Raw genomic sequence first — 21,390 nt, 5'->3', positions numbered from 1 at the left:
GAAAGCCCCTGTCTTTCCATTTTCCAAATACGCAGATCCGGCGGCGGTCCACAAAACCGCCGCCGGGCAAGCGTATCAGTTGCTTGCGTCGCAGGCGTCGTTGGTCGGCCACGGCGCATTGTCGGTGGCGTATTCGGTCGCCTTGTCCGCGATCAGCTGCGCGTAGTCGGCGGTATCCGGCACCATCAGGTCCGACACTTTCTGGAAGTTCTCGCCGTCCCATTCCAGCATCCAGCCGCCGGAGTGGCCAGTGTGGTTGGCGCAGGAGGTGGCGAACGGCGGCACCATGCCGGTCAGCCCCAGCTCGTCGATGCGTTCCTGCGTCATGTTGACGTTCTCAAGACCCCAGCGCAGCTGCTTGGCGTCGATCTCGGTGACGCCGAACTCCTTTTGCGCCGCCGTGATCCCTTCCGCCAGGATCGCCGAGATCACGATGCCGCGTCCGTAGAACACGCCCGACATCTCTTCGGGGTTGGTTTGCGACAGGCCCGCATCGATCACGTGGGTCTTGATGTCTGCCATCACCGGCGCATCCATGTTCGGGAATGACCACGAAACCGACTTGTAGCCCTTGCCCTCGGCCCCGACGAGGTCGAGATCCGCGTCATGTCCGGCCCACCAGACGCCAATGAAGTTCTCCATCGGGAACTTGGTCTTCACCGCCTCGGTGATCGCACCGGCATTCATCGCGCCCCAGCCCCACATCACGACGTAATCGGGACGCTCGCGGCGGATTTGCAGCCACTGGGCGGACTGGTTCTGCATCTCTTTCAGACCGACCGGGATCGGCAGCAGTTCGAAGCCCAGCTCCCCGGCCTTCTTTTCGAGCAGCGGCAGCGGCTCCTTGCCGTAGGGGTGGTCGAGGTGCAGAAAGGCGATCTTCTTGCCATCGAGGCTGCCATTCTCGTCCTGCAGGTATTGCAGGATCATCGCGGCCGCGTCCCAGTAGCCCGCCGGCGTGTTGAACGCCCACTGGAAGACCTTGCCGTCGGCCATGGGCGAAAAGCCGTAGCCCGGCGCCAGGATCGGGATTTCATCGACGTTTGTCTTCGGCAGAACCTGCAGCGTGATACCGGTCGACCACGGCTGCGTGACGATGGCGCGGCCCTTGGTCTTCTCATAGCACTCCACGCCCTTTTCGGTGGAATAGCCGGTCTCGCATTCCTCGGCGTCGATCTTGATTCCGCCGACGCCGCCATCGCGGGCGTTGACCATGGTGAAATAATCCGCCTGGCCGTTCATCAGCGGAATGCCGGTCGCGGCAAAGGGTCCGGTCCGGTAGGCGAGGTTGGGTGCGTATAGCTCTTGCGCCAGGGCACCGGAACCGAGCGTTGCGCCCAGCACCGCGACCGAGGCCAGTTTGGTCAGATGTTTCATCTTTGTACTCCCGTTGAACATTTTGCGTCGTTTTTGTTGTTGGGCCGCCCCGGTGTCAGTGCGGGAACGGCCAGATGATCAGCTTTTCACGGATAAGCCGCCATAGCTGTGCCAGACCGTGCGGTTCCACGATCAGGAAGAAGATGATCAGCGAGCCCACGATCATCACGTTGAGATGCTCGACCAGCGCCGACGAGATCGACAGGCCCAGCGCCGCGGGCAGCAGGTTCAGCACCACCGGCAGACCGACGATCAGGATCGCGCCCAGGAAGTTGCCCATGACCGACCCCAGACCGCCGATGATGGCGATGAACAGGACCTGGAAACTCAGCGGAATGTCGAAGACGTTGGGTTCCGCCGCGCCTTTCCACATGAAGACGTAAAGCGCACCGGCGACGCCGACGATGTAGGACGACACCATGAAGGCGGTAAGCTTCGATTTCATCAGGTTGATGCCGATGAGTTCCGCCGCGATGTCCATGTCCCGCGTGGCCTTCCATGTGCGTCCCAGATTGCCCCGCGTCAGGTTGATGCACAGCAGGGTCATGAAACTGACGATCAGCAGCACGAGGAAATACTGGGTGACGCTCGCCGCTTGCGGCCCCGAGATATAGACACCGAACATCTTGAGGTTCGGCACCTGGATCGCGCCCGAGGCGTTGTAGTTGTAAAGCCACGCCCATTTTTCGAAGAGCCACACCAGAAAGAACTGCGCCGCCAGCGTCGCGATGGCGAGGTAAAACCCCTTGATCCGCAGTGACGGAATGCCGAAGGCCACGCCGACCCCGGCCGAGAACACGCCCGACATCAGGATCGCCACGATCGGGTTCATCCAGGGGAAAAGCGTGATCAGCTTGTAGCAGGCGTAGGCCCCGACCCCCATGAACGCACCGGTGCCCAGCGACAGCTGCCCTGCGAAGCCGGTCAGGATGTTCAGACCCATCGCCGCCAGCGCATAGATCAGCACCGGGATCAGCAGGGTCTGGTAGACGAACTCGGTCGCGAACAGCGGGAAGATCACATAGGCGAAGACCAGAATGATGCCCAGAAGCACGGCATCCTGCCGGATCGGGAACAGGGCCTGATCCGCTTTGTAGCTGGTCTTGAATTGTCCGGCGGTGCGATACAGCATTGCGGTGCTCTCTGCTTCAGGAGGGAACGGGGTGGGCGCGGGCGGACGCGCGGGATCGTGCGACGCCGCATGCATGGGGCGTCCCGGGGGTCACGTTGCCCGCATGGTCGCGCCCCGCTGCAAGGCCGGGCATCGCGCGGTCAGCGTTCTTTTGCGGCTTTCGGAGCCGGTCGGGTCTGCGCGAAGGCCCAGAGCGACACGGCGGTGCCCCCGGCGAAAAGCACGAACGCCACGGCGATGGCGATGACGCGGTCAAACTCGCGCTGCAGGTTCCAGTTGTCATCTGACCACTCGATGAGAACGAGCGTGCCGTAGACCAGGAACCCCATCGCCCAGAGCCCGCCGAGGATGCACAGCACGACAAACCCGGCATTTGCGCCAAGGGGTGACACGGCCATTCGAAGTCGAGGGTTCTGTCGTTCCATGAAGCGATACCGCACCGTTGAGTTTTTTCGCGCGCATGCACCGACTGCCGGTCGCATGCCGCCTTTTGGGCGACCGTATCACAGTTCCTGACCGGTGCTGCGCTAAACTCGCTCAATGATCCGCTCTCCAAAGAGGCCCTGTGGCCGAAACAGCAGCACGATCAGGGCAAGGACAAAGGCGAACCAGGTTTCGGTGTTGCCGCCAAGGAAGGGCTGGCCCCAGTAGATCTCGAACAGCTTCTCGAGAATGCCGATCATCAGGCCGCCGACAATGGCCCCGGTGATCGATTCAAGCCCGCCCAGCATCAGCACCGGCAGCGCCTTGTAGGCGATCACCTCAAGCGCAAAGCTCACGCCCGCCCGCGCGCCCCAGGCGATGCCCGTGACCAGCGCGATGATGCCCGCGATGAACCAGACCAGCACCCAGATCGTCTGCAACGAGATGCCAACCGACAGCGCCGCCTGGTGGTCGTCGCCCAAGGCCCGGATCGCCCGGCCCATCTGGGTGTAGTTGAGGAACGCCAGCAGCGCGAGCACCAGCAGCGTCGCAACCACCACCACGGTGATGTCGAGATGCTGCAGGATCAGCAGGCCGCCGAACGGCTCGAGCACGAAATCGCCCGTCGGGATGCCCAGCTCTTCCGAGATCATCACCTTGTTCTCGCCGCCAAAGATGATCTCGCCCAGACCGATCAGGAACAGCGTGATGCCGATGGTCGCCATGAACAGGATGATATCCGGCTGCCCCACCAGCGGACGCAGGACGATCCGCTCGATCGAGACCGCCAGAACGAACATCACCACCAGCGTGAGCGCCACGGCGATCCAGGCCGGTATGCCTATCGCGTGCAATCCGACCAGGGTCAGCGCCGCGAACACCACCATGATGCCCTGCGCGAAGTTGAAGATGCGGCTCGACCGGAAGATCAGCACGAAGCCCAGTGCGATCAGCGCATAGAGGATGCCCGACACCAGACCTTCCCAGATCACCTGCATGAAAAAGTCGGGCGCCGAGGCCATGTCCACGAAGGGCGCGATCAAATAGTCATAGAGCATGTTATCTCCCGCCCCGGACGCGTGCCGGGGCCTCCTGACAATGGGTGAGGTCCCGGATCATGTCCGGGACAGCTGCGGCGACGGCGGCGAAGGCGGTCAATGCGCGACCCCCAGATAGGCGTCGATCACGTCCTGGTTGTTGCGAACCTCTTCGGGTGTGCCGTCCCCGATCTTCTTGCCGTAATCCATCACGACGACCCGGTCCGATATGTCCATGACAACGCCCATGTCGTGTTCGATCAGCGCGATGGTGGTGCCGAATTCGTCGTTCACATCGAGGATGAAGCGGGACATGTCCTCCTTCTCCTCGACGTTCATGCCGGCCATCGGCTCGTCGAGCAGCAGGATCGACGGCTCTGCGGCCAATGCGCGGGCCAGTTCCACCCGCTTCTTGAGACCGTAGGGCAACCGGCCGACCGGCGTCTTGCGGATGTTCTGGATCTCGAGGAAGTCGATGACCTTCTCGACCACTTCGCGGTTCTCGATCTCTTCGTCGCGGGCCTTTCCGAACCAGACCGCCTGCGACAACAGCCCGGCATTCATGTGCGTGAGCCTGCCGGTCATGACGTTGTCTAGAACGGTCATGCCCTCGAACAACGCGATGTTCTGGAAGGTCCGCGCGATACCCATGCGGGCCACCTCGAACGGCTTCATGGGAGGGCGCTTCTTGCCCTTGTAGTACAGCTCGCCCTCCGACGGCGTGTAGAAGCCCGAGATGATGTTGAGCATCGAGGACTTGCCAGCGCCGTTCGGCCCGATGATGGCGCGGATCTCGCCCTCGCGAACATCGAAGGATATGTCGTTGATCGCCACCACGCCGCCAAAGCGCAGGGTGATGTTCTTCATCTCCATCAACACGCCGCCGATCTCTCGGCCATCAGCGGTGATATAGCCTTCGGTATCCTTCACGCGGTCTCTCCTTTGGATGCGCCGAGGAAAGCCCGCAAGGGCTCGACGAGGTGCGCGCGGCTCATTCCGCCGCGATCTTCTTGGTGTGGACCGGCATCACCTTCGGTGCCCGTGCGAACAGCGTCGCCTTGATCTTGCCCTTGCGGCCATCCTCATAGGTCACTTCGGTTTCGGTGTAGACGCTGTCCTTGTCGGCATAGAGCCCGTCGACGAGGTCTGCGAACTTCTCCTCGATGATCTTGCGGCGCACCTTGCGGGTGCGGGTCAGCTCGCCGTCATCCGCGTCCAGTTCCTTGTGCAGCACGAAAAAGCGGTGGATCTGGCAGCCCGACAGCATGTCGTCCTCGGCCACGCTGGCATTGACCTCTTCCACGTGCGACTGGATCGCGTCGAGCACCTGGGTGTTCTGCGCCAGTTCCTGATAGCTGGCATAGGCGATGTTGTTGCGCTCGGCCCAGTTGCCCACGGCGGCAAGATCGATGTTGATGAAGGCGACGCAGCGGTCCCGCCCCGCCCCGAACACCACGGCCTCGAGGATGTTGGGATAGAACTTCAGCTTGTTCTCGACGTATTTCGGCGCGAACAGCGCCCCATCCGCCATCTTGCCCACATCCTTGGCCCGGTCGATGATCCGAAGATGCCCGGTGCCTTCCTCGATGAAGCCCGCATCGCCGGTGGCCACCCAGCCTTCGGCATCCTTGGTGTCGGCGGTGGACGTGTCATTCTTGTAATACCGCACAAAAACGCCCGGCGAGCGGTAGAACACCTCGCCATTGTCGGCGATCCGGATCTCGACGCCCGGCGACGGCACCCCCACGGTGTCCGACCGGACCTGCCCGTCGGGCTGCTGGGTGATGAAGACCGACGCTTCGGTCTGGCCGTAAAGCTGCTTCAGGTTGATCCCGAGCGCACGGTAGAAATCGAAGATCTCGGGTCCGATCGCCTCGCCCGCGGTATAGCCGACGCGGACCTTGGAAAAGCCCAGCGCGTTTTTCAGCGGGCCATAGACCGACCATTCCCCGAGCCGGTATTTCAGCCGGTCCGCAAGGCTGACCTCTTCGCCGTCCAGGATGCGCGGCCCGACCTTGCGGGCGTGATCCATGAAATACTTGAACAGCTTGCGCTTGAACGGTCCGGCATCCTCCATCCGGATCATGATCTGCGTCAGCTGCGTCTCGAAGACCCGGGGCGGCGCGAAATAATAGGTCGGCGCGATCTCTCGCAGGTCGGTCATCATCGTGTCGGGGCTTTCGGGGCAATTCACGCAGAAGCCCGACCAATAGGCCTGCCCGATCGAAAAGATGAAATCGCCCACCCAGGCCATCGGCAGATAGGCCAGCACCTCCTCGCCCTCTGCAAGGTGGTCGAACGCGCAGGAGTTCTTGGCGGTCTCGATGATGTTCCGGTTCGACAGCACGACGCCCTTGGGCTTGCCCGTGGTGCCCGAGGTATAGAGCATCACGCAGGTGTCGTCGTAGCCAAGACCGCTGCGCCGCCGCTCAAGCTCGGCCTTCTCTTCGGCGGTGGCCGCGCGACCGTCCGTCGTGACCTCTTCGAAAGAAGTCAGGGTGGTATGGTCGTATTTCCGCATGCCGCGCTGGTCGAGATAGATCATCTGGTGGAAGTCGGGCAGCCGATCCTCGATCTCGAGCACCTTGTCGACCTGTTCCTGATCGCCCGCGATCACCAGCTTTGCACCGCAATGGTCAAGCACGTAGACCATCTCTTCGGCGACGGCGTCCTGATACAGCGGCACCGGCACGGCGCCCACGGACTGCACCGCGACCATCGACCAGTAAAGATGCGGACGGTTGCGCCCGATGATGGCGACGAAATCACCCGGGGCCACGCCCAGTCGCAACAGCCCCAGCGCGAAGGCTTCGATCTCTTTTTCGGTCTCGGCCCAGGTCCAGGTCTGCCAGATCCCGTATTCCTTTTCGCGATACGCCGGACGTGCCCCGAAGCGCGTGGCGTTCCGGTGCAACAAGGCAGGAACCGAGTGCATATCGCCCGCACCCTCTGACGTCTGTGTCAAGGTATCTCCTCCCGATGGCCCGGCTTGCCGGGCCCCCTGTTCTTGCCCCGCAGCTGCGAAACAAGACCTCCTCCAAGGTCTGATCCGCATTAGGTCCGGCTCGGCCCTTTGGGTCAAGCCCTCACAAGGTCACGGTGCAAAAAAATTGAACGCCCATTAAATTAATCCAAGGAATCCCACACGGTTCGGTTGGGATTCAAAGGCGCTCGGGTTACTTGGGAAGCGTCGAAAGCCGGGGCAGAAGCCGCCTTGCGGGCGCGAATCATCGTGCGATTCCATGCACCATACCGGCCAGAGCGCGCAGCCCGCAGACCAGGTCTTCCGCGTCTGTGTCTTCGGCGAAGTCGTGGCTGATCCCGCCGATCGACGGCACGAACAGCATCGCGACCGGCATCAGCGCGGCCACGTTCGAGGCGTCGTGCAAGGCCCCCGACGGCATCTTCCGCCAACGGCCCGGGGCCTCGTCCTCGGCGGCCTGCGCCAGCGCCGCGACCAGCCGTGCATCCATCGTCACCGGGTCGATGCCCAGCAGAGGCCCGAAGGACACATCGCAGCCGCGCGTTCCCGCGATCTCTGCCGCGGTGTCGCGGATGACGGCTTCCATCCGCGCCAGACGCGCCGCGCAGCCGTCGCGCCACTGCATCGAGAAGGTCACCCGACCCGGCACGATGGAGGCGGCGTTTGGCCACAGGCTGACATGCCCGATGGTCCAGACCGTCGCGGGCGTGACCACGTTGCGCAGCCGGTCGCCCAGCGCCTCGGAAAAGCCGGCAAGCGCCTGGAACGCATCGCGGCGCAGGGCCATCGGCGTGGTGCCCGCGTGGTTCTGCTGGCCCGTGAAGGTCACGCGCATGTCGCGGATGCCGACGATGGCCTCGACCACGCCCAGCGTCTCGCCGCGTTGATGAAGCACCGGCCCCTGTTCGATATGCATCTCGACAAAGCCGCTGAAGCGGTCCGGTTCGACAAACTTCGCAGCGCGCCCCGGCATCCGGCTGCGCGCCTCGGCGAAGGATACGCCCGCCGCATCGGTCAGGGCATCCGCATCGGCAAGCGACAGCCCGCCGGACCAGACCTTGCTGCCGGTGGTCACGCCAAAGCGCCCCTCCTCGTCCTGGAACGACACCACCGATACCGGCGGCCCACCGGCCTCGTGCGACGCCCGCGCGACCTCAAGCGCGGCGATCACGCCCAGCGCCCCATCGAGCCAGCCGCCCTCGGGCTGGGTGTCCGTGTGCGAGCCGAGCAGCAGCGACCGCCCTTGTGAAAGACCGAAGACCGACCCCACCGGATCGACCACCACCTCGAGCCCCGCCGCAGTCATCCTGCCCGCAAGCCAGTCGCGCGCGGCGATATCGCTGTCGCTGAACGCAGGCCGCACCACGCCCTTGCCGACCCCCGAGGCACCGATTGCCCGCAATTCGTGCAGGTCGGCAAGGAAGCGGTCGGGCTGCACCGGGATCATGGCCTTGCTACTCCGCCGCCACCTGTTCGGGGTCCTCCGCCTCGATACGGACGGCGGAATACTTGAATTCCGGGATCTTGCCCCAGGGATCGAGCTGCGGGTTGGTCAGCACGTTGGCGGCCGCTTCGACAAAGGCGAAGGGCACGAAGGCCGTGTCGGGCGCGATGTTGCGATCCGCGCGCGCCAGCAGCGCGATCGCGCCGCGCCGGGTCGTCAGACGGACGCGACCGCCCTCCGGAACCCCAAGCCTGCGCAGGGTCGATGGATGCAGCGAGCAGGTGGCCTCGGGCTCGACCGTATCAAGGGTCAGGGACCGTCGCGTCATCGACCCGGTGTGCCAGTGTTCAAGCTGCCGACCGGTGATCAGGATCATCGGGAAATCCTTGTCGGGGCTTTCGGCGGGGGGTGTCACGCGCGCGGGCGTGAACCGCGCCCGGCCCGCACGGCGCGGGAAGCCGTCGCCGAACACCACCTCCTGGCCGGGATCGTCCGGGCCGGTACAGGGATAGGTCACCGCGCCTTCGGCCTCGAGCCGTTTCCAGGTGATGTGATGCAGCGACCGCATCGACATCTTCATCTCGTCGAACACCTCGCGCGGATCGTCGTAATCCCAATCAAGCCCGATGCGGCGCGCGAAATCGACCAGGATCTCCCAATCCTGTCGCGCCTCGCCCGGCGGTGCCGTGGCCGCGCGCACCACCTGCACCGTGCGGTTGGTGTTGGTCACCGTGCCCGATTTCTCGAACAATGCCGAGGCCGGGAAGATCACATCGGCATAGTTGGCCGTCTCGGTCAGGAAGATGTCCTGCACCACCAGGCAATCGAGCTTGGCCAGCGCCTTGCGCGCGTGTTCGACATCCGGGTCGGACATGGCCGGGTTTTCGCCCAGCACATACATCCCCCGGATCGAGCCGCGATAGACCGCGTCCATGATCTCGACCACGGTCAGACCCGGCTCGGCGTCGATCTCGGTGCCCTGCCAGATATGGCGGAAAAGGTCGCGCACATGGGTGTCGGTCACGGTCTGATAATCCGGCATCACATGCGGGATGAGCCCGGCATCCGACGCGCCCTGCACGTTGTTCTGCCCGCGCAGCGGATGCAGCCCGGTGCCGGGGCGGCCCACGTGACCGCACAGCAGCGCCAGCGAGATCAGGCAACGCGCATTGTCGGTGCCGTGGATGTGCTGCGACACGCCCATGCCCCAGAAGATCATGCCCGCCCGCGCCCCGGCAAAGCTGCGCGCGACGGCGCGGATGGTGTCGGCATCGATGCCGCACAGCGCGGCCATCTTTTCGGGCGGGAAGGCGCGGATGTGATCGCGGAACTCGAAAAAACCTTCGGTGAAGCCCTGAATATACTGCCGGTCGTACAGCTTTTCCTCGACGATCACGTTGCACATGGCGTTGATCAGCGCGACATCGGTGCCGGGACGGAATTGCAGGTTATGCGCCGCGTGCCGCTTGAGACCGTTCTGAAGGCGCGGGTCGATCACGATCAACTCGCCGCCGCGCTTGGCGAACTGCTTGAAATAGGTGGCGGCGACGGGGTGGTTTTCGGTCGGGTTGGACCCGATGACGATCGCCACGTCGGCATTCTCGATCTGGTTGAAACTGGCGGTGACCGCGCCAGAGCCGACGTTTTCCATCAGCGCGGCGACCGACGAGGCATGGCACAGCCGCGTGCAGTGATCGACGTTGTTGTGCTTGAAGCCCTGCCGGATGAACTTCTGGAAGAGATACGCCTCTTCGTTGGTGCATTTGGCCGAACCGAAGCCCGCCACCGCCTTGCCGCCGAAATAGGACCGGATGTCGACCAGACCACGCGCGGCCACCTCCAGCGCCTCGTCCCAGGTTGCTTCGCGGAAATGCGTCCAGGGGTTCGACGGATCGACATTCAGCCCCTTCTCGGGTGCATCGTCGCGACGGATCAGCGGCTTGGTCAGCCGGTGCGGGTGCTGCATGTAGTCGAACCCGAAGCGCCCCTTGACGCAAAGCCGGCCCTCGTTTGCGGGACCGTTGATGCCGTCGACGGCGCGGACCGCCCCATTCTTGACCTTGATCGAGATCTGGCAACCGACGCCGCAGAACGGGCAGACCGATTTGACCTCCGTGTCGAAGTCGCGGCTGTCGCCCTCCTGCGCGGCGTCGAGCATGGTCGCGGGCATCAGCGCGCCGGTCGGACAAGCCTGCACGCATTCGCCGCAGGCCACACAGGTCGACGCCCCCATCGGGTCGTCTTGGTCGAAGACCGGAAAGGCGTCATGCCCCCGGTCGCCCATTCCAAGGACGTCGTTGACCTGCACGTCTCGGCAGGCCCGCACACACAGGTTGCACTGGATACAGGCATCGAGGTTGACGCGCATGGCGATGTGGCTGTCGTCGAGCAGCGGGATGCGCTCGGGCTCCATCGTCGGAAAGCGGCTTTCGGTCACGCCCACCTTGTCGGCCATGTCCCAGAAATGCGACGAACGGTCATGCGCCGCGGCGCGGTCGGGCTGATCGGCGACCAGCATTTCCATCACCATCCGGCGCGCGGTCACGGCGCGCGACGTGTCGGTACGGACCTCCATGCCGTCGGCGGCCTCGCGGATGCAGGAGGCGACGAGATTTCGCTCGCCCTCGACCTCGACCATGCAGGTGCGGCAATTGCCGTCGGGCGCGTAACCCGGTTCCGGACGATGGCAGAGATGCGGAATCACGAGGCCACGGCCATGGGCAGCGTCCCAGATGGTCGTGCCGCGCGGCACGTCGACCAATTCGCCGTCAAGCGTGAAGCGGATGGTGTCGGCCATGAACGATCTCCCTCTGGTCGATGCCTTTATGCGGGAATATTGCCACAACCGCCCCCCGATTCCGACGTTTCTTCCGGTCTTTGCGCCGCGCGCGTCTTCGGTCCATGCGACCGCGCCGGCATCCCCTGTCTTGCCGCGCGACGCAATCCGGAAAGACACAGCGCTTCCCCTCGGTCGTGGCTTCGATTACCCCGCTTGGCGAAAGACCCCATCGCGGAGCACCCATGTCCCAGATCCTACTTGTTCGGCACGGTCAGGCCAATTCCGACGCCCGCGACGAGGAAAGCTATGACAAGCTCAGCGATCTGGGTCGTGCGCAGGCCCGCTGGCTTGGCGCGCATCTGCGCGAGAGCGGCGAAAGGTTTGTCCGGGCAACCTCCGGCACGTTGATCCGCCAGACCGAGACACTGGCCGAGATGGCGGTGGCCGAAAGCGCCCCGGTGCAGGATGCGCGCCTCAACGAGGTGGCCTATTTCACTCTCGCCCAGGCCTTCGAGGCCGAACACGGCATGGCCATGCCAAAGGACAGACCGGAATTCCTCGAACATCTGCCGCAGATGTTTGGTGCCTGGTCGCGCGGAGAGATCGCATCCGCGCCGGAAACCTTCGAGGCGTTCGAGACGCGGGTGGCGGACGCATTGCGCGATCTGACGACGACAAAGGGACCGACCGTGGCGGTGACCTCGGGCGGCGTGATCGGGATGGCGATGCGCATCACCCTCCGACTGGACATCACCGCATTCGCGCTGATGTGCCTGTCGATCGAGAATACCTCGGTGAACCGCCTGCACGTGATGCGCTCGGGGTTGGCACTGGCGCAATTCAATGCCTGCCCGCATCTCGAACCGCAAAGCCGCAGACATTCCAGAACCCACCTGTAATCCGCGCAAACCCCTTGATTTCGCATATCCCACGCCGCACCTTTGAAAGATGAATTCGCTGACGCCATTCGTGAACAGAACCGATCCGTCCGAAACGGTCATGTTTCACCGGATCGAGTTGAACCAGATCCTGTCGCTATACGGACGGATGGTGGCCGCGGGCGAATGGCGCGACTACGGCATTTCTGCGTTGCGCGAGGTTGCCGTATTCTCGATCTTCCGGCGCTCTGCAGAGCAGCCGCTTTACCGCATCGAAAAGCGCCCGAAGCTGCAAAGCAAGCAGGGAATGTATTGCGTGGTTGCGATGGACGGTCGGATCCTGAAGCGCGGCCACGACCTGAAATCCGTGCTGCGGGTTTTGGAGCGCAAGCTGATCCGCGCGGTCTGATGCAGACTCCTTAGTCAACGATCTTAACTAAGATCGTTATTCTACTTGTTTAAATTTGCGCTAATTTCCTGCGACAGCATCGCGCAGAGCAGCTCGAACATGATCGAGACCCCCAGGAATGCGGTCCCGCCAGACACATCGAAGGGCGGCGAAACCTCCACCACATCGGCGCCGACAATATCGACGCCAGCCAGTTCCCGGCAAACCTGCAGCGCCTGATAGGAATTTGGACCGCCCACCTCCGGCGTTCCGGTGCCCGGCGCAAAAGCCGGGTCCACGAAATCGATATCGTAGCTGACATAGGTCGGCCCGGCCCCTGCAATCGCGCGCGCTTCCGCCATCACGTCCGCGACACCGCGCGTGTGAAAATCCTCGATCGGGATGACCCGAATGCCCATCGCCCGGGCGAAATCCCGGTCCTCGGTGTCATACGCGGTGCCACGGATCCCGATCATCACCACGCGTTCGGGGTCAAGCAGGCCTTCCTCGACCGCGCGCCGGAACGGTGTGCCATGCGTATACATCGTGCCGCCGAAATAGGAATGATAGAGGTCCGTATGGCTGTCGAAATGGATCATGCCGAGGGGTCTGTCGCGCGCCAGCGCCCGCAGGACCGGAAGCGAGGTCAGATGGTCGCCACCCGCCGTCAAGGGCCGGATGCCCCCTTCGCGCATGGCGTCGTAAAACGCCGTGATGCGGGCCATCGAGTCGGGAATGTCCGCCGGGTTCGGCCCCACATCGCCCAGATCGGCGCAGTTCGCCCGCTCGAACGGGCGCAGACCGGTGACGGGATGCTGGGCCCGGATCATGGTCGAGGCATCGCGCATCTGCCGGGGCCCGTGGCGCGGCCCCGGGCGATTGGTGGTGCCGCTGTCCCAGGGCACGCCCACGATGCCGATTTCGATCTCGTGAAAGCGCGGATGGTCCGGCGAGACATGCGGCAATCGCATGAAGGTCGGTACCCCGGCAAAGCGCGGAAGCTCGAACCCCGAGACGGGATGAAAGAACGGGTCGCTGCTCATGGCTGCTTGTTCCGGCAGGGTCTGACATGGGACGTCACAGGACCACCGCCTTGCGCCGCGATGCGGGCGATTGCGGCGTCCAGAGACTCGTAGCTGACGGCCATGTCATGCGCGTTTGCGTGCAGGATGGTCGCGGGATCGCAAACCCACGCAACATGGCCTTTCCAGAACAGCAGATCGCCGCGCCTGGGTGCCCCTGAGACGCGCCAATGCGCAAAGGCCTGTTCCTGCAGGTCGCTGTCGCCCGGGCAGGCGATGCCCGCAAACCGGCACCCGATCTGGACGAGACCAGAGCAATCGATGCCCGAGGCCGAGTTGCCGCCCCAGAGGTACGGCGTGCCGACCAGACGTTCCGCCACGGCAACGGGGTCGGGCACGCGGTCGCTGATCGGCGCCAGATGGCCAGCGGGGACGAACCCCTCTTCGGTCTCGGCAAAGGCACCGTTGGTGCCTGTAACGGCCACCAACGCCCCAAGGCTCAGGCTCTGGCGCTCGGTCGATTTGAGATCCGCCCGGGAATAGAGATGCGTGGCCCGCGTCCGGACGCGGTGGGTGGCGGCGACGGGGGGGGCCAGGGCGGCAGAGGCAACATAGCCGACATAGCCATCCGCCTCGGCGCGCAGAAAGGCCCAGCCGTCCCGGTCTTCGAACACGTTCACCTCTGCCCCGAACAGCAGTTGACGGTCGCGCGGACCACCCGGTTCGGTCAACAGATCGACCACCGGCAGCGCGATGCGGCAGGCTTGCCCGGACACGTACGCCAGCGCGGTGACGTGGCCTTTCAGCGATGTCGCGGCCACCCGACCGTTGGCGGGCAACAGCCGTCGGTCAACGGGGGGCGCATCGGTCACGGTCACGCTCACAGGTCAAGAATGTCGGGAAGACCGGCAAGGATCGTCCGCGTTGACTGGCCAAGACCACCTTTCGAGCGCCCCGGGGCCGCCACCGGTTGCCAGCCATAGATATCGAAATGCGCGTATCGCCGGGTCTCGGTCACGAAGCGCCGCAGGAACAGCGCGGCGGTGATCGCACCGGCGGACCCACCCTTCGGCGCATTGTCCAGATCGGCGATGCCGGGCTCTATCAAGGGCTCGTAGGGGTCGTGGTAGGGCAACCGCCAGACCGGGTCTGCCGCCCCCGGTGCCGCCGCCGAAAACGCCGCTGCGAGGGCGTCGTCGGTGGCAAAGAACGGGGAAAGATCCGGACCGACACCGACCCGGGCCGCGCCGGTCAGGGTCGCCACCGACAGGATGAGGTCGGGCGACTCTTCATCGGCAAGCGCCAATGCATCCGCCAGCACCAGCCGACCTTCCGCATCTGTGTTGTTGATCTCGACCGTCAGGCCCTTGCGCGATGTCAGGATATCCTGCGGGCGGAAACTGTCGCCCGCGATCGCATTCTCGACCGCCGGGATCAGCACCCGCAGCCGCAGACGCAGGCCCAGCGCCATGATCGCGTGGGCAAGGCCAAGCACGTTGGCGGCGCCACCCATGTCCTTCTTCATGAGCCCCATCGATGCTGCGGGCTTGATGTTGAGCCCGCCGGTGTCAAAGCACACGCCCTTGCCCACCAGCGTCAGTCGCGGACCATCATCGCCCCAACGCATGTCGATTAGGCGCGGCGCGTCCCCCGCCGCGCGTCCAACCGCATGGATCATCGGCAGGTTCTGCGTGATTAGCGCCTCTCCGGCGGTCACGTCGATGCGCGCGCCGTGTGTCTGCGCCAGATCCCGCGCCGCCTGCTCAAGCGCGTTCGGCCCCATGTCGGAGGCAGGCGTATTGATCAGGTCGCGGGTCAGCGCCTCGGCGGCGGCCAGCACCTCGATCCGGTCCCTGTCCACACCGTCCGGGGCCAGCAATCGACCGACCTTGGGGGTCTGGTCGCGATACCGCGAAAAGCCGTATCCCGCCAACAACCAGCCAAGTGCTTCCCGCTCGACATCGGCCTGCGGCAGGCCGGATGCCAGGCGCAGATCTTGCCCCGCAAGACGCGGTGCGGCGGCAGCCAGGGCAAAGCGCACCCGGGCGCGGCTGGCACGGTCGCCGTATCCCGCCAGCGCGGCGACCGGCACGCCGTCTTCGCCAGGGATCAGAAGCGCCTCGCCGAGACCGCCGTCGAAACCGCTGGCCGCGACCCAGCGCCCGACACGGGCATCCTGCCCGTCGGCCCAGTCAGCCGCCCCCCCCTGTTCGATGACATGCAGATCAATCGCGCCCTGCGCGTTGTCGACGAAACGAAGCGTCATGTGGCCCCCAGCTGTGCGGTTGTCGATTGCACGAGCCTAACCGGTGGCGTCGCCGCCACAAGGGGCCGCGTCGGAGAACCGCGATCCGTTCTGCGTCACAGTGTCAGATCCTGCCGGTCCCAGAGCGCCAGCAATGACCGTTCGCCGTTGCGCAGCAGGCGCGCGATCGTCGCGGCAAGTGCGACGCTGTCGCCCATCTCGAGGCAGGCGCGACTGTCACGCGCGACCCGCACGAGACCGACCATGCCGATCTGTCGTGAAATGGCGATGACACGGCGCAGCGCCGTGTTGACCCCTGTCCAGTCATCGGCCCGGAACGCACGTTCGGATTCCGCCAGGCGCAGCGCCAGTTCCTCCATGGCGCGGCAGACAGCTTCCTCCGCGGCCGACGGACCCATATCCCCGTACAGGTCCGAAAGGGTCTCAATATCAAGCCGCGCCGGCTCTTGCGGCGCAAGCGTAGTAATCGGTGCCATACCAAGGCGTCCTTCTTCCAAAATCCCCGTTCACCCGAGACCAAGGTGACACGTCAGGGTTCCGAAAAGGTTTCCGGCGAAACGCCTTTTCTCTCGAATTTCGTGCAAATCAGCCTTATTCGATAAGGCGAACACCGTCGGAGAACCGCATGAAACACATCAAGCCCCTGCCGCATTACCTCGTGACGCGCTACCATGGCTGGAAGGCCACATCGTATAGCGAGAACAGCGCCTGGTATCGCAGGCTGGCGGCGGAAGGTCAGCGTCCGCGCGCGATGGTGATCTCGTGCTGCGACAGCCGGGTGCATGTGACGTCGATCTTCGGTGCCGACCAGGGCGAGTTCTTCATTCACCGCAACATCGCCAACCTGGTGCCGTTCTACGAGCCAGACGGCAATCAGCACGGCACCTCCGCGGCGGTGGAATACGCGGTTACGGCGTTGCATGTCTCGCATCTGATCGTGCTGGGGCATTCCAACTGCGGCGGCGTGCAGGGGTGTCTCGACATGTGCTGCGGCAAGGCGCCGGAGCTGGAAGAGGCATCGAGTTTCGTGGGCCGCTGGATGGACATCCTGCGCCCGGGATACGAGCGCGTTCAGGCGCGCGGCGTATCCGAGGAAGAGTCGGCAAGAGCGTTGGAAAAAGAGGCGGTTATGGTCTCGCTCGAGAACCTGATGACATTCCCGTTCGTCAAATCCGCGGTCGAGGCCGGGGACCTGTCGCTGCACGGTCTGTGGACCGATATCGGCGAAGGCAGCCTTGAGCAATTCGATCCCGAAAAGGGCGTGTTCGCGGGCGTCTGAGGCCGGTCAGACCAACCAGCCGCTACGCCCGTCCCGCCCGCTTTTGAGTTGCGGCCGCCCGAAGCGGGCCGCCAGCGTGATCAGCGGTTCGCCAAGGTCGCGACCGGTGCAGATCGGGCGCTGGTCGTCATGCGACAGGATCACCAGACGGCCCTCTCGGAACGCCAGATCGTAACCGCGCGCAGCCAGTCGCGTGACCAGATCGGCCCAGCCCTGCGCCTGCTCGAAGATCGGTCTGAGAAAGCCGCGCATCAGCGCTGCGGTTTCGCAGTCGAGCCGATCGGGAAGCGACGGGAACTGCGCGTCATTTGGAGTCAGGTTCTGCATAGTCTGCCTCATGTTCCGGTTATTGTTTCACCCTGCGCGTGATTCGGGGCGCAATTAGGGCCGCAGCGGACCTTTTTCCAGAATGTGGCTTCACGGTTACCAATGATTAACCGATCGGACCGCATCGTTAGAGCATGGAACGTATCGAGCTTTACATGCCCCCCGAGATGCGACTCGCGGCCGAGCAGGCGGCGCGGTCCGCGGATATCACGTTGGGTGCTTTGATCCGCCGCGCGCTCGATGCCGATCTGTGTTGCCGGGCGACACCGGCGAAGACGCCCAACCGGGCGGATGAGCAGCTTCTCGGCCCCTTGCGGGTCCTCCTCGCCCGCGATTTCGCCGCCGCGCAAAGCTGGCCGGACCTCTGCGCGCGCCTGCGGGGCAAGGGATACGCGTTGCGCGAAGCGGGCGGTGGCCTGGCGCTGCATTCCCACCCCGAGGGGCTGCGGCTGTGCAAGGCCTCGGAACTGGGCCACAGCTACGGCACGCTCATGCGCCGCTACGGCATGCCCTTCCCCGGCCACGCCCATCAACACCTTGTCCAGCGTCTTCTCGGCACGCAACCGCCGCCGTCCCGCATCCGGGACGACGGCGATGAAAATGACGACGACGATTTCGAAGTGATCGAGGACGATTAGCCCTTCTTCAGCACCCTGCGGCCCAGCGTCTCGGCAATCTGCACGGCGTTCAGCGCAGCACCCTTGCGCAGGTTGTCCGAAACGCACCACAGGTTCAGCCCGTTGTCGATCGTGCTGTCCTGCCGAATGCGGCTGATGAAGGTGGCATAGTCGCCGACGCATTCCACCGGCGTGACGTAGCCGCCGTCCTCGCGCTTGTCGATCACCATGATACCGGGTGCCTCGCGCAGGATGTCGCGCGCCTCGTCCTCGTCGAGGAAGTCCTCGAACTCGATGTTGATCGCCTCGGAGTGACCGACAAAAACCGGCACGCGCACGCAGGTCGCCGTCACCTTGATCGCCGGATCGACGATCTTCTTGGTCTCCGCGACCATCTTCCACTCTTCCTTGGTCGAGCCATCCTCGAGGAAGACGTCGATATGCGGGATCACGTTGAACGCGATCTGCTTGGGATAGACGCGCGGCTTGACCTCGGAGGTCGGGTTGTAGACCGCCTTGGTCTGGTCCCAAAGCTCGTCCATCGCCTCCTTGCCCGAGCCGGATACCGACTGGTAGGTCGACACCACGACACGCTTGATCCGGGCGCGATCGTGCAGTGGCTTCAGCGCCACGACCATCTGCGCGGTCGAGCAGTTCGGATTGGCGATGATGTTCTTCTTGGCGTAGCCGTCGACGGCCTCGGGGTTTACCTCTGGCACCACCAGCGGCACGTCCGGGTCGTAGCGGTAGAGCGACGAGTTGTCGATCACGATGCAACCCGACTTCGCCGCCTTGGGGGCATAGGTCTTGGTGGCATCCGAGCCGATGGCAAACAGCGCCATGTCCCAGCCGGTAAAGTCGAAGGTGTCCAGATCCTGCGTCTTGAGGGTCTTGTCGCCGAAGGAGACCTGTGTGCCCAGCGACCGGCGCGAGGCCAGCACCGCCAATTCGTCCACCGGAAATTCCCGCTCGGCGAGGATGTTCAACATCTCGCGGCCAACATTGCCCGTGGCGCCCACGACGACGACTCTATAGCCCATATCTTCGGCTCCTTCATTGCGATCGGGCAACGTGATGCGGCCCGGGATCGAGGTTGCGGCGCTACCTAGCGCAGCACGCGGGCAGGGAAAAGGCCCCCCGATTCCGCGGCCAGGCGACCCTACCGCACGGGCAGACGGTCGCGCGCGGGTTCCACCGGCCATTTGGCGATCTCGATCAGCGCCTCCTCGGCGGTCTCGACGAATCGGAACAGCTCCAGGTCCTCGGCCCCGATGGTGCCTGCATCGGCCAGCGCTTCCCAGTTCACGATGGCCCGCCAGAACGTTTCCCCGAACAGCAGGACCGGCACCCGGTTCATCCGCCCGGTCTGGATCAGCGTCAGCGACTCGAACAATTCGTCCAGGGTTCCAAAGCCGCCGGGAAACACGCAGATCGCCCGCGCGCGCATCAGGAAGTGCATCTTGCGGATGGCGAAATAGTGGAAGTTGAAGGCCAGCTCCGGCGTCACGTAGCGGTTCGGGGCCTGTTCGTGCGGCAGAACGATGTTCAATCCGATGGACCGGCCCCCTGCCTCCTCTGCACCGCGGTTGCCCGCCTCCATCACCCCCGGCCCGCCGCCGGTGACGATGACGTCGGTGCCACCATAGGCCTTGAGCGAATGCTCGGTCAGCGCGCGCGCGAAGATCCGGGCCTCTTCGTAATACTTCGACAGCTCCGCCAGCGTTTCGGTTCGCGCGCCGTCGCGCTTTTCGGGGGCCGGGATGCGCGCGCCGCCGAACAGGACGACGGTCGTCTCGACGCCCGCCTCGTCAAGCAGCATCTCGGTCTTGAGGAGTTCAAGCTGCAGCCGGACCGGGCGCAGCTCTGGCCGACACAGGAAATCGTTATCCGAAAACGCCAGACGATAGGCCGGCGACTGGGTCTGCGGCGTCGCGGGAACTTCGCTCGCGGTCTTGCGATCGCGGCCCGCGTCGCGGAACTGGGTTTTGCTCTTCTTCGTCATCGGACCTCCGCGGCTACTCTTGCGGTCCAGACCTAGCCCGGATCATCGCCCGCCGCCAGCGATCCGGACCGCCTTCCCTCGCCGGGCAACCCGAGGTAAGAGGGCGCGATCTGAAAACCCGGACAAGGACCAGAGGCCCATGGACATCGCCCAGCTTGAAGCTGCCATCGAGAGCGCCTGGGAGGCGCGCGCCGAGATTACGCCCGACACCAGGGGCAACACCCGCGACGCCATCGAAAAGACGTTGAACGCGCTCGATTCCGGCAAGTTGCGGGTCGCCGAACGGCAGGACAGCGGCGACTGGCACGTCAACCAATGGGCCAAGAAAGCGGTGCTTCTGGGCTTTCGCATCAAGGATATGGAAAAGCAGTCGGGCGGCCCGCAGGGCGGCGCCTGGTGGGACAAGGTCGACAGCAAGTTCGCGGGCTGGAAAAAGAAGGACTGGAAAGCGGCGGGCTTCCGCGCCGTGCCCAACTGCATCGTCCGCAAATCCGCCTATATCGCCCCCGGCGTCGTGCTGATGCCGTCGTTCGTCAACCTTGGCGCGCATGTGGGCGAAGGCACCATGGTCGATACCTGGGCCACGGTCGGTTCCTGCGCGCAGATCGGCAAGAACGTGCATCTGTCCGGCGGCGTCGGTATCGGCGGCGTGCTCGAGCCGATGCAGGCCGGGCCCACCATCATCGAGGACAACTGCTTCATCGGGGCCCGTTCGGAAGTGGTCGAGGGCTGCATCGTCCGCGAAGGCGCTGTTCTGGGCATGGGTGTCTATATCGGTCAGTCCACCAAGATCGTCGACCGCGAGACCGGCGAATTCACCTATGGCGAGGTGCCGCCCTATTCGGTGGTGGTGTCAGGCTCCATGCCATCGAAGAACGGTGTGAACCTCTATTGTGCCGTGATCGTCAAGCGCGTGGATGAACGCACCCGCTCGAAGGTGGGCATCAACGAGCTTTTGCGGGACTGAAGTTTCGTTTCAAGGAAACCAAATCAAGGCTCGGTCGTTGTCTGCATGACAGGACCGGGCCTTTTTCATGCTATCGAGACGTGCAGCGGCGCGCTGTAACATGTGACGGGTGACGACCGCGTCCGGAACCGCGCGGACCGGATAGGTGGTCGGTCAGGCGCCGGACAGCGGTGCAACATGGCGAACAAGACAAGGAGTAACATCATGGGACTTGGATTTCTGGGATCGATCATCGTCGGCGGCCTTGCCGGGTGGATCGCGAGCATGATCATGAAGGCCGAGACCGGGCTTTTCCTCAACATCATCCTCGGGATCGTCGGCGCGGTCGTTGCCAACTGGCTGCTGGGTGTTCTGGGCATCATGGCGTCCGGCTGGTGGTTGTCGCAGCTGGTGGTCGGCCTGATCGGGGCCTGCCTGCTGATCGCGGGCTGGCGCGTCATCAGGCGATAGGCGGCGCGATGATCGGCGG

21 protein-coding genes are annotated in these 21,390 nt (G+C 64.3%); 6 read left to right on the top strand and 15 right to left on the bottom strand.

Going from position 1 to position 21,390, the window contains the following annotated elements; translation table 11 throughout:
* Positions 1-75 precede the first annotated feature (75 nt).
* The 8 genes from ACXYMN_RS05920 to fdhF all read right to left on the bottom strand — a co-directional run bounded on the left by ACXYMN_RS05920 (position 76) and on the right by fdhF (position 11,193).
* Positions 76-1,377 (bottom strand): ABC transporter substrate-binding protein, encoded by a 1,302-nt coding sequence (locus tag ACXYMN_RS05920; protein WP_459012578.1) that lies wholly within the window; start codon positions 1,375-1,377, stop codon positions 76-78.
* A 55-nt stretch (positions 1,378-1,432) separates the two neighbouring features.
* A complete protein-coding gene (locus ACXYMN_RS05915; RefSeq protein WP_459012577.1) occupies positions 1,433-2,509 on the bottom strand; it encodes a branched-chain amino acid ABC transporter permease in 1,077 nt (358 codons plus the stop codon).
* 140 nt (positions 2,510-2,649) lie between these two features.
* The gene (locus ACXYMN_RS05910; protein WP_459012575.1) at positions 2,650-2,907 is read right to left on the bottom strand and encodes a hypothetical protein; all 258 of its coding nucleotides are present in this window, start codon (positions 2,905-2,907) and stop codon (positions 2,650-2,652) included.
* Positions 2,908-3,036: 129 nt separating this feature from the next.
* Positions 3,037-3,990, bottom strand: a complete 954-nt coding sequence (locus tag ACXYMN_RS05905; RefSeq protein WP_459012574.1) for a branched-chain amino acid ABC transporter permease — start codon at positions 3,988-3,990, stop codon at positions 3,037-3,039.
* Positions 3,991-4,086: 96 nt separating this feature from the next.
* Positions 4,087-4,842: an ABC transporter ATP-binding protein gene (locus tag ACXYMN_RS05900; RefSeq protein ID WP_459012889.1), complete on the bottom strand. Its 756-nt coding sequence runs from the start codon at positions 4,840-4,842 to the stop codon at positions 4,087-4,089.
* Positions 4,843-4,960: 118 nt separating this feature from the next.
* Complete coding sequence (locus tag ACXYMN_RS05895) at positions 4,961-6,904, bottom strand: AMP-binding protein (RefSeq protein WP_459012888.1); 1,944 nt, start codon at positions 6,902-6,904, stop codon at positions 4,961-4,963.
* Positions 6,905-7,196: 292 nt separating this feature from the next.
* On the bottom strand, positions 7,197-8,399 hold the full coding sequence (locus ACXYMN_RS05890; protein ID WP_459012572.1) for a hydantoinase/carbamoylase family amidase: 1,203 nt from the start codon (positions 8,397-8,399) through the stop codon (positions 7,197-7,199).
* 7 nt (positions 8,400-8,406) lie between these two features.
* On the bottom strand, positions 8,407-11,193 hold the full coding sequence (gene fdhF, locus ACXYMN_RS05885; RefSeq protein ID WP_459012571.1) for a formate dehydrogenase subunit alpha: 2,787 nt from the start codon (positions 11,191-11,193) through the stop codon (positions 8,407-8,409).
* Positions 11,194-11,417: 224 nt separating this feature from the next.
* Here fdhF and ACXYMN_RS05880 point away from each other — a divergent pair, with 224 nt between their 5' ends.
* On the top strand, positions 11,418-12,074 hold the full coding sequence (locus ACXYMN_RS05880) for a histidine phosphatase family protein (protein ID WP_459012570.1): 657 nt from the start codon (positions 11,418-11,420) through the stop codon (positions 12,072-12,074).
* A 49-nt stretch (positions 12,075-12,123) separates the two neighbouring features.
* Positions 12,124-12,462, top strand: coding sequence for a DUF2794 domain-containing protein (locus ACXYMN_RS05875; protein WP_459012569.1), 339 nt, complete (start codon positions 12,124-12,126; stop codon positions 12,460-12,462).
* 41 nt (positions 12,463-12,503) lie between these two features.
* Here the strand turns inward: ACXYMN_RS05875 and speB are convergent, their stop codons facing one another.
* The 4 genes from speB to ACXYMN_RS05855 all read right to left on the bottom strand — a co-directional run bounded on the left by speB (position 12,504) and on the right by ACXYMN_RS05855 (position 16,205).
* Positions 12,504-13,484 (bottom strand): agmatinase, encoded by a 981-nt coding sequence (gene speB / locus ACXYMN_RS05870; protein WP_459012568.1) that lies wholly within the window; start codon positions 13,482-13,484, stop codon positions 12,504-12,506.
* Positions 13,481-14,335 carry a C40 family peptidase gene (locus ACXYMN_RS05865; protein WP_459012567.1) on the bottom strand — a complete coding sequence of 285 codons (855 nt, stop codon included), beginning with the start codon at positions 14,333-14,335 and terminating at the stop codon, positions 13,481-13,483. Before ACXYMN_RS05865 ends, speB begins: the two co-directional genes overlap by 4 nt.
* Before the next feature lie 8 nt (positions 14,336-14,343).
* A complete protein-coding gene (locus ACXYMN_RS05860; protein ID WP_459012565.1) occupies positions 14,344-15,729 on the bottom strand; it encodes a leucyl aminopeptidase family protein in 1,386 nt (461 codons plus the stop codon).
* A gap of 95 nt (positions 15,730-15,824) precedes the next feature.
* Positions 15,825-16,205 carry a hypothetical protein gene (locus ACXYMN_RS05855; protein ID WP_459012564.1) on the bottom strand — a complete coding sequence of 127 codons (381 nt, stop codon included), beginning with the start codon at positions 16,203-16,205 and terminating at the stop codon, positions 15,825-15,827.
* A gap of 149 nt (positions 16,206-16,354) precedes the next feature.
* Between ACXYMN_RS05855 and ACXYMN_RS05850 the strand changes: the two genes are divergently transcribed.
* A complete protein-coding gene (locus tag ACXYMN_RS05850; RefSeq protein ID WP_459012563.1) occupies positions 16,355-17,008 on the top strand; it encodes a carbonic anhydrase in 654 nt (217 codons plus the stop codon).
* A gap of 6 nt (positions 17,009-17,014) precedes the next feature.
* On the opposite strand, the gene ACXYMN_RS05845 is transcribed toward ACXYMN_RS05850, so the two are convergent.
* Complete coding sequence (locus ACXYMN_RS05845; RefSeq protein WP_459012562.1) at positions 17,015-17,335, bottom strand: hypothetical protein; 321 nt, start codon at positions 17,333-17,335, stop codon at positions 17,015-17,017.
* Between the two features lie 134 nt (positions 17,336-17,469).
* Between ACXYMN_RS05845 and ACXYMN_RS05840 the strand changes: the two genes are divergently transcribed.
* A complete protein-coding gene (locus tag ACXYMN_RS05840; RefSeq protein ID WP_459012561.1) occupies positions 17,470-17,973 on the top strand; it encodes a hypothetical protein in 504 nt (167 codons plus the stop codon).
* Here the strand turns inward: ACXYMN_RS05840 and ACXYMN_RS05835 are convergent.
* On the bottom strand, positions 17,970-18,992 hold the full coding sequence (locus ACXYMN_RS05835) for an aspartate-semialdehyde dehydrogenase (RefSeq protein ID WP_459012560.1): 1,023 nt from the start codon (positions 18,990-18,992) through the stop codon (positions 17,970-17,972). The genes ACXYMN_RS05840 and ACXYMN_RS05835 overlap by 4 nt on opposite strands.
* A 119-nt stretch (positions 18,993-19,111) precedes the next feature.
* The gene (locus tag ACXYMN_RS05830) at positions 19,112-19,954 is read right to left on the bottom strand and encodes an LOG family protein (RefSeq protein ID WP_459012559.1); all 843 of its coding nucleotides are present in this window, start codon (positions 19,952-19,954) and stop codon (positions 19,112-19,114) included.
* A 139-nt stretch (positions 19,955-20,093) separates the two neighbouring features.
* Here ACXYMN_RS05830 and dapD point away from each other — a divergent pair, with 139 nt between their 5' ends.
* Both dapD and ACXYMN_RS05820 read left to right on the top strand, forming a co-directional pair.
* Positions 20,094-20,921 (top strand): 2,3,4,5-tetrahydropyridine-2,6-dicarboxylate N-succinyltransferase, encoded by an 828-nt coding sequence (gene dapD, locus ACXYMN_RS05825; protein WP_459012558.1) that lies wholly within the window; start codon positions 20,094-20,096, stop codon positions 20,919-20,921.
* A 204-nt stretch (positions 20,922-21,125) separates the two neighbouring features.
* Positions 21,126-21,371 (top strand): GlsB/YeaQ/YmgE family stress response membrane protein, encoded by a 246-nt coding sequence (locus tag ACXYMN_RS05820; protein WP_459012557.1) that lies wholly within the window; start codon positions 21,126-21,128, stop codon positions 21,369-21,371.
* Positions 21,372-21,390 lie beyond the last annotated feature (19 nt).

The organism is Roseivivax sp. CAU 1753, assembly GCF_054482575.1.
The sequence above is the reverse complement of the archived record's forward strand: the minus strand, read 5'-3'. Positions and strand labels throughout refer to the sequence as shown.

Coding starts and splice junctions, on each gene's coding strand:
- ACXYMN_RS05920 (WP_459012578.1), bottom strand. CDS start 1,377: ATGAAACATCTGACCAAACTGGCCTCGGTCGCGGTGCTGGGCGCAACG.
- ACXYMN_RS05915 (WP_459012577.1), bottom strand. CDS start 2,509: ATGCTGTATCGCACCGCCGGACAATTCAAGACCAGCTACAAAGCGGAT.
- ACXYMN_RS05910 (WP_459012575.1), bottom strand. CDS start 2,907: ATGGCCGTGTCACCCCTTGGCGCAAATGCCGGGTTTGTCGTGCTGTGC.
- ACXYMN_RS05905 (WP_459012574.1), bottom strand. CDS start 3,990: ATGCTCTATGACTATTTGATCGCGCCCTTCGTGGACATGGCCTCGGCG.
- ACXYMN_RS05900 (WP_459012889.1), bottom strand. CDS start 4,842: ATGGAGATGAAGAACATCACCCTGCGCTTTGGCGGCGTGGTGGCGATC.
- ACXYMN_RS05895 (WP_459012888.1), bottom strand. CDS start 6,904: ATGCACTCGGTTCCTGCCTTGTTGCACCGGAACGCCACGCGCTTCGGG.
- ACXYMN_RS05890 (WP_459012572.1), bottom strand. CDS start 8,399: ATGATCCCGGTGCAGCCCGACCGCTTCCTTGCCGACCTGCACGAATTG.
- fdhF (WP_459012571.1), bottom strand. CDS start 11,193: ATGGCCGACACCATCCGCTTCACGCTTGACGGCGAATTGGTCGACGTG.
- ACXYMN_RS05880 (WP_459012570.1), top strand. CDS start 11,418: ATGTCCCAGATCCTACTTGTTCGGCACGGTCAGGCCAATTCCGACGCC.
- ACXYMN_RS05875 (WP_459012569.1), top strand. CDS start 12,124: ATGAATTCGCTGACGCCATTCGTGAACAGAACCGATCCGTCCGAAACG.
- speB (WP_459012568.1), bottom strand. CDS start 13,484: ATGAGCAGCGACCCGTTCTTTCATCCCGTCTCGGGGTTCGAGCTTCCG.
- ACXYMN_RS05860 (WP_459012565.1), bottom strand. CDS start 15,729: ATGACGCTTCGTTTCGTCGACAACGCGCAGGGCGCGATTGATCTGCAT.
- ACXYMN_RS05855 (WP_459012564.1), bottom strand. CDS start 16,205: ATGGCACCGATTACTACGCTTGCGCCGCAAGAGCCGGCGCGGCTTGAT.
- ACXYMN_RS05850 (WP_459012563.1), top strand. CDS start 16,355: ATGAAACACATCAAGCCCCTGCCGCATTACCTCGTGACGCGCTACCAT.
- ACXYMN_RS05845 (WP_459012562.1), bottom strand. CDS start 17,335: ATGCAGAACCTGACTCCAAATGACGCGCAGTTCCCGTCGCTTCCCGAT.
- ACXYMN_RS05840 (WP_459012561.1), top strand. CDS start 17,470: ATGGAACGTATCGAGCTTTACATGCCCCCCGAGATGCGACTCGCGGCC.
- ACXYMN_RS05835 (WP_459012560.1), bottom strand. CDS start 18,992: ATGGGCTATAGAGTCGTCGTCGTGGGCGCCACGGGCAATGTTGGCCGC.
- ACXYMN_RS05830 (WP_459012559.1), bottom strand. CDS start 19,954: ATGACGAAGAAGAGCAAAACCCAGTTCCGCGACGCGGGCCGCGATCGC.
- dapD (WP_459012558.1), top strand. CDS start 20,094: ATGGACATCGCCCAGCTTGAAGCTGCCATCGAGAGCGCCTGGGAGGCG.
- ACXYMN_RS05820 (WP_459012557.1), top strand. CDS start 21,126: ATGGGACTTGGATTTCTGGGATCGATCATCGTCGGCGGCCTTGCCGGG.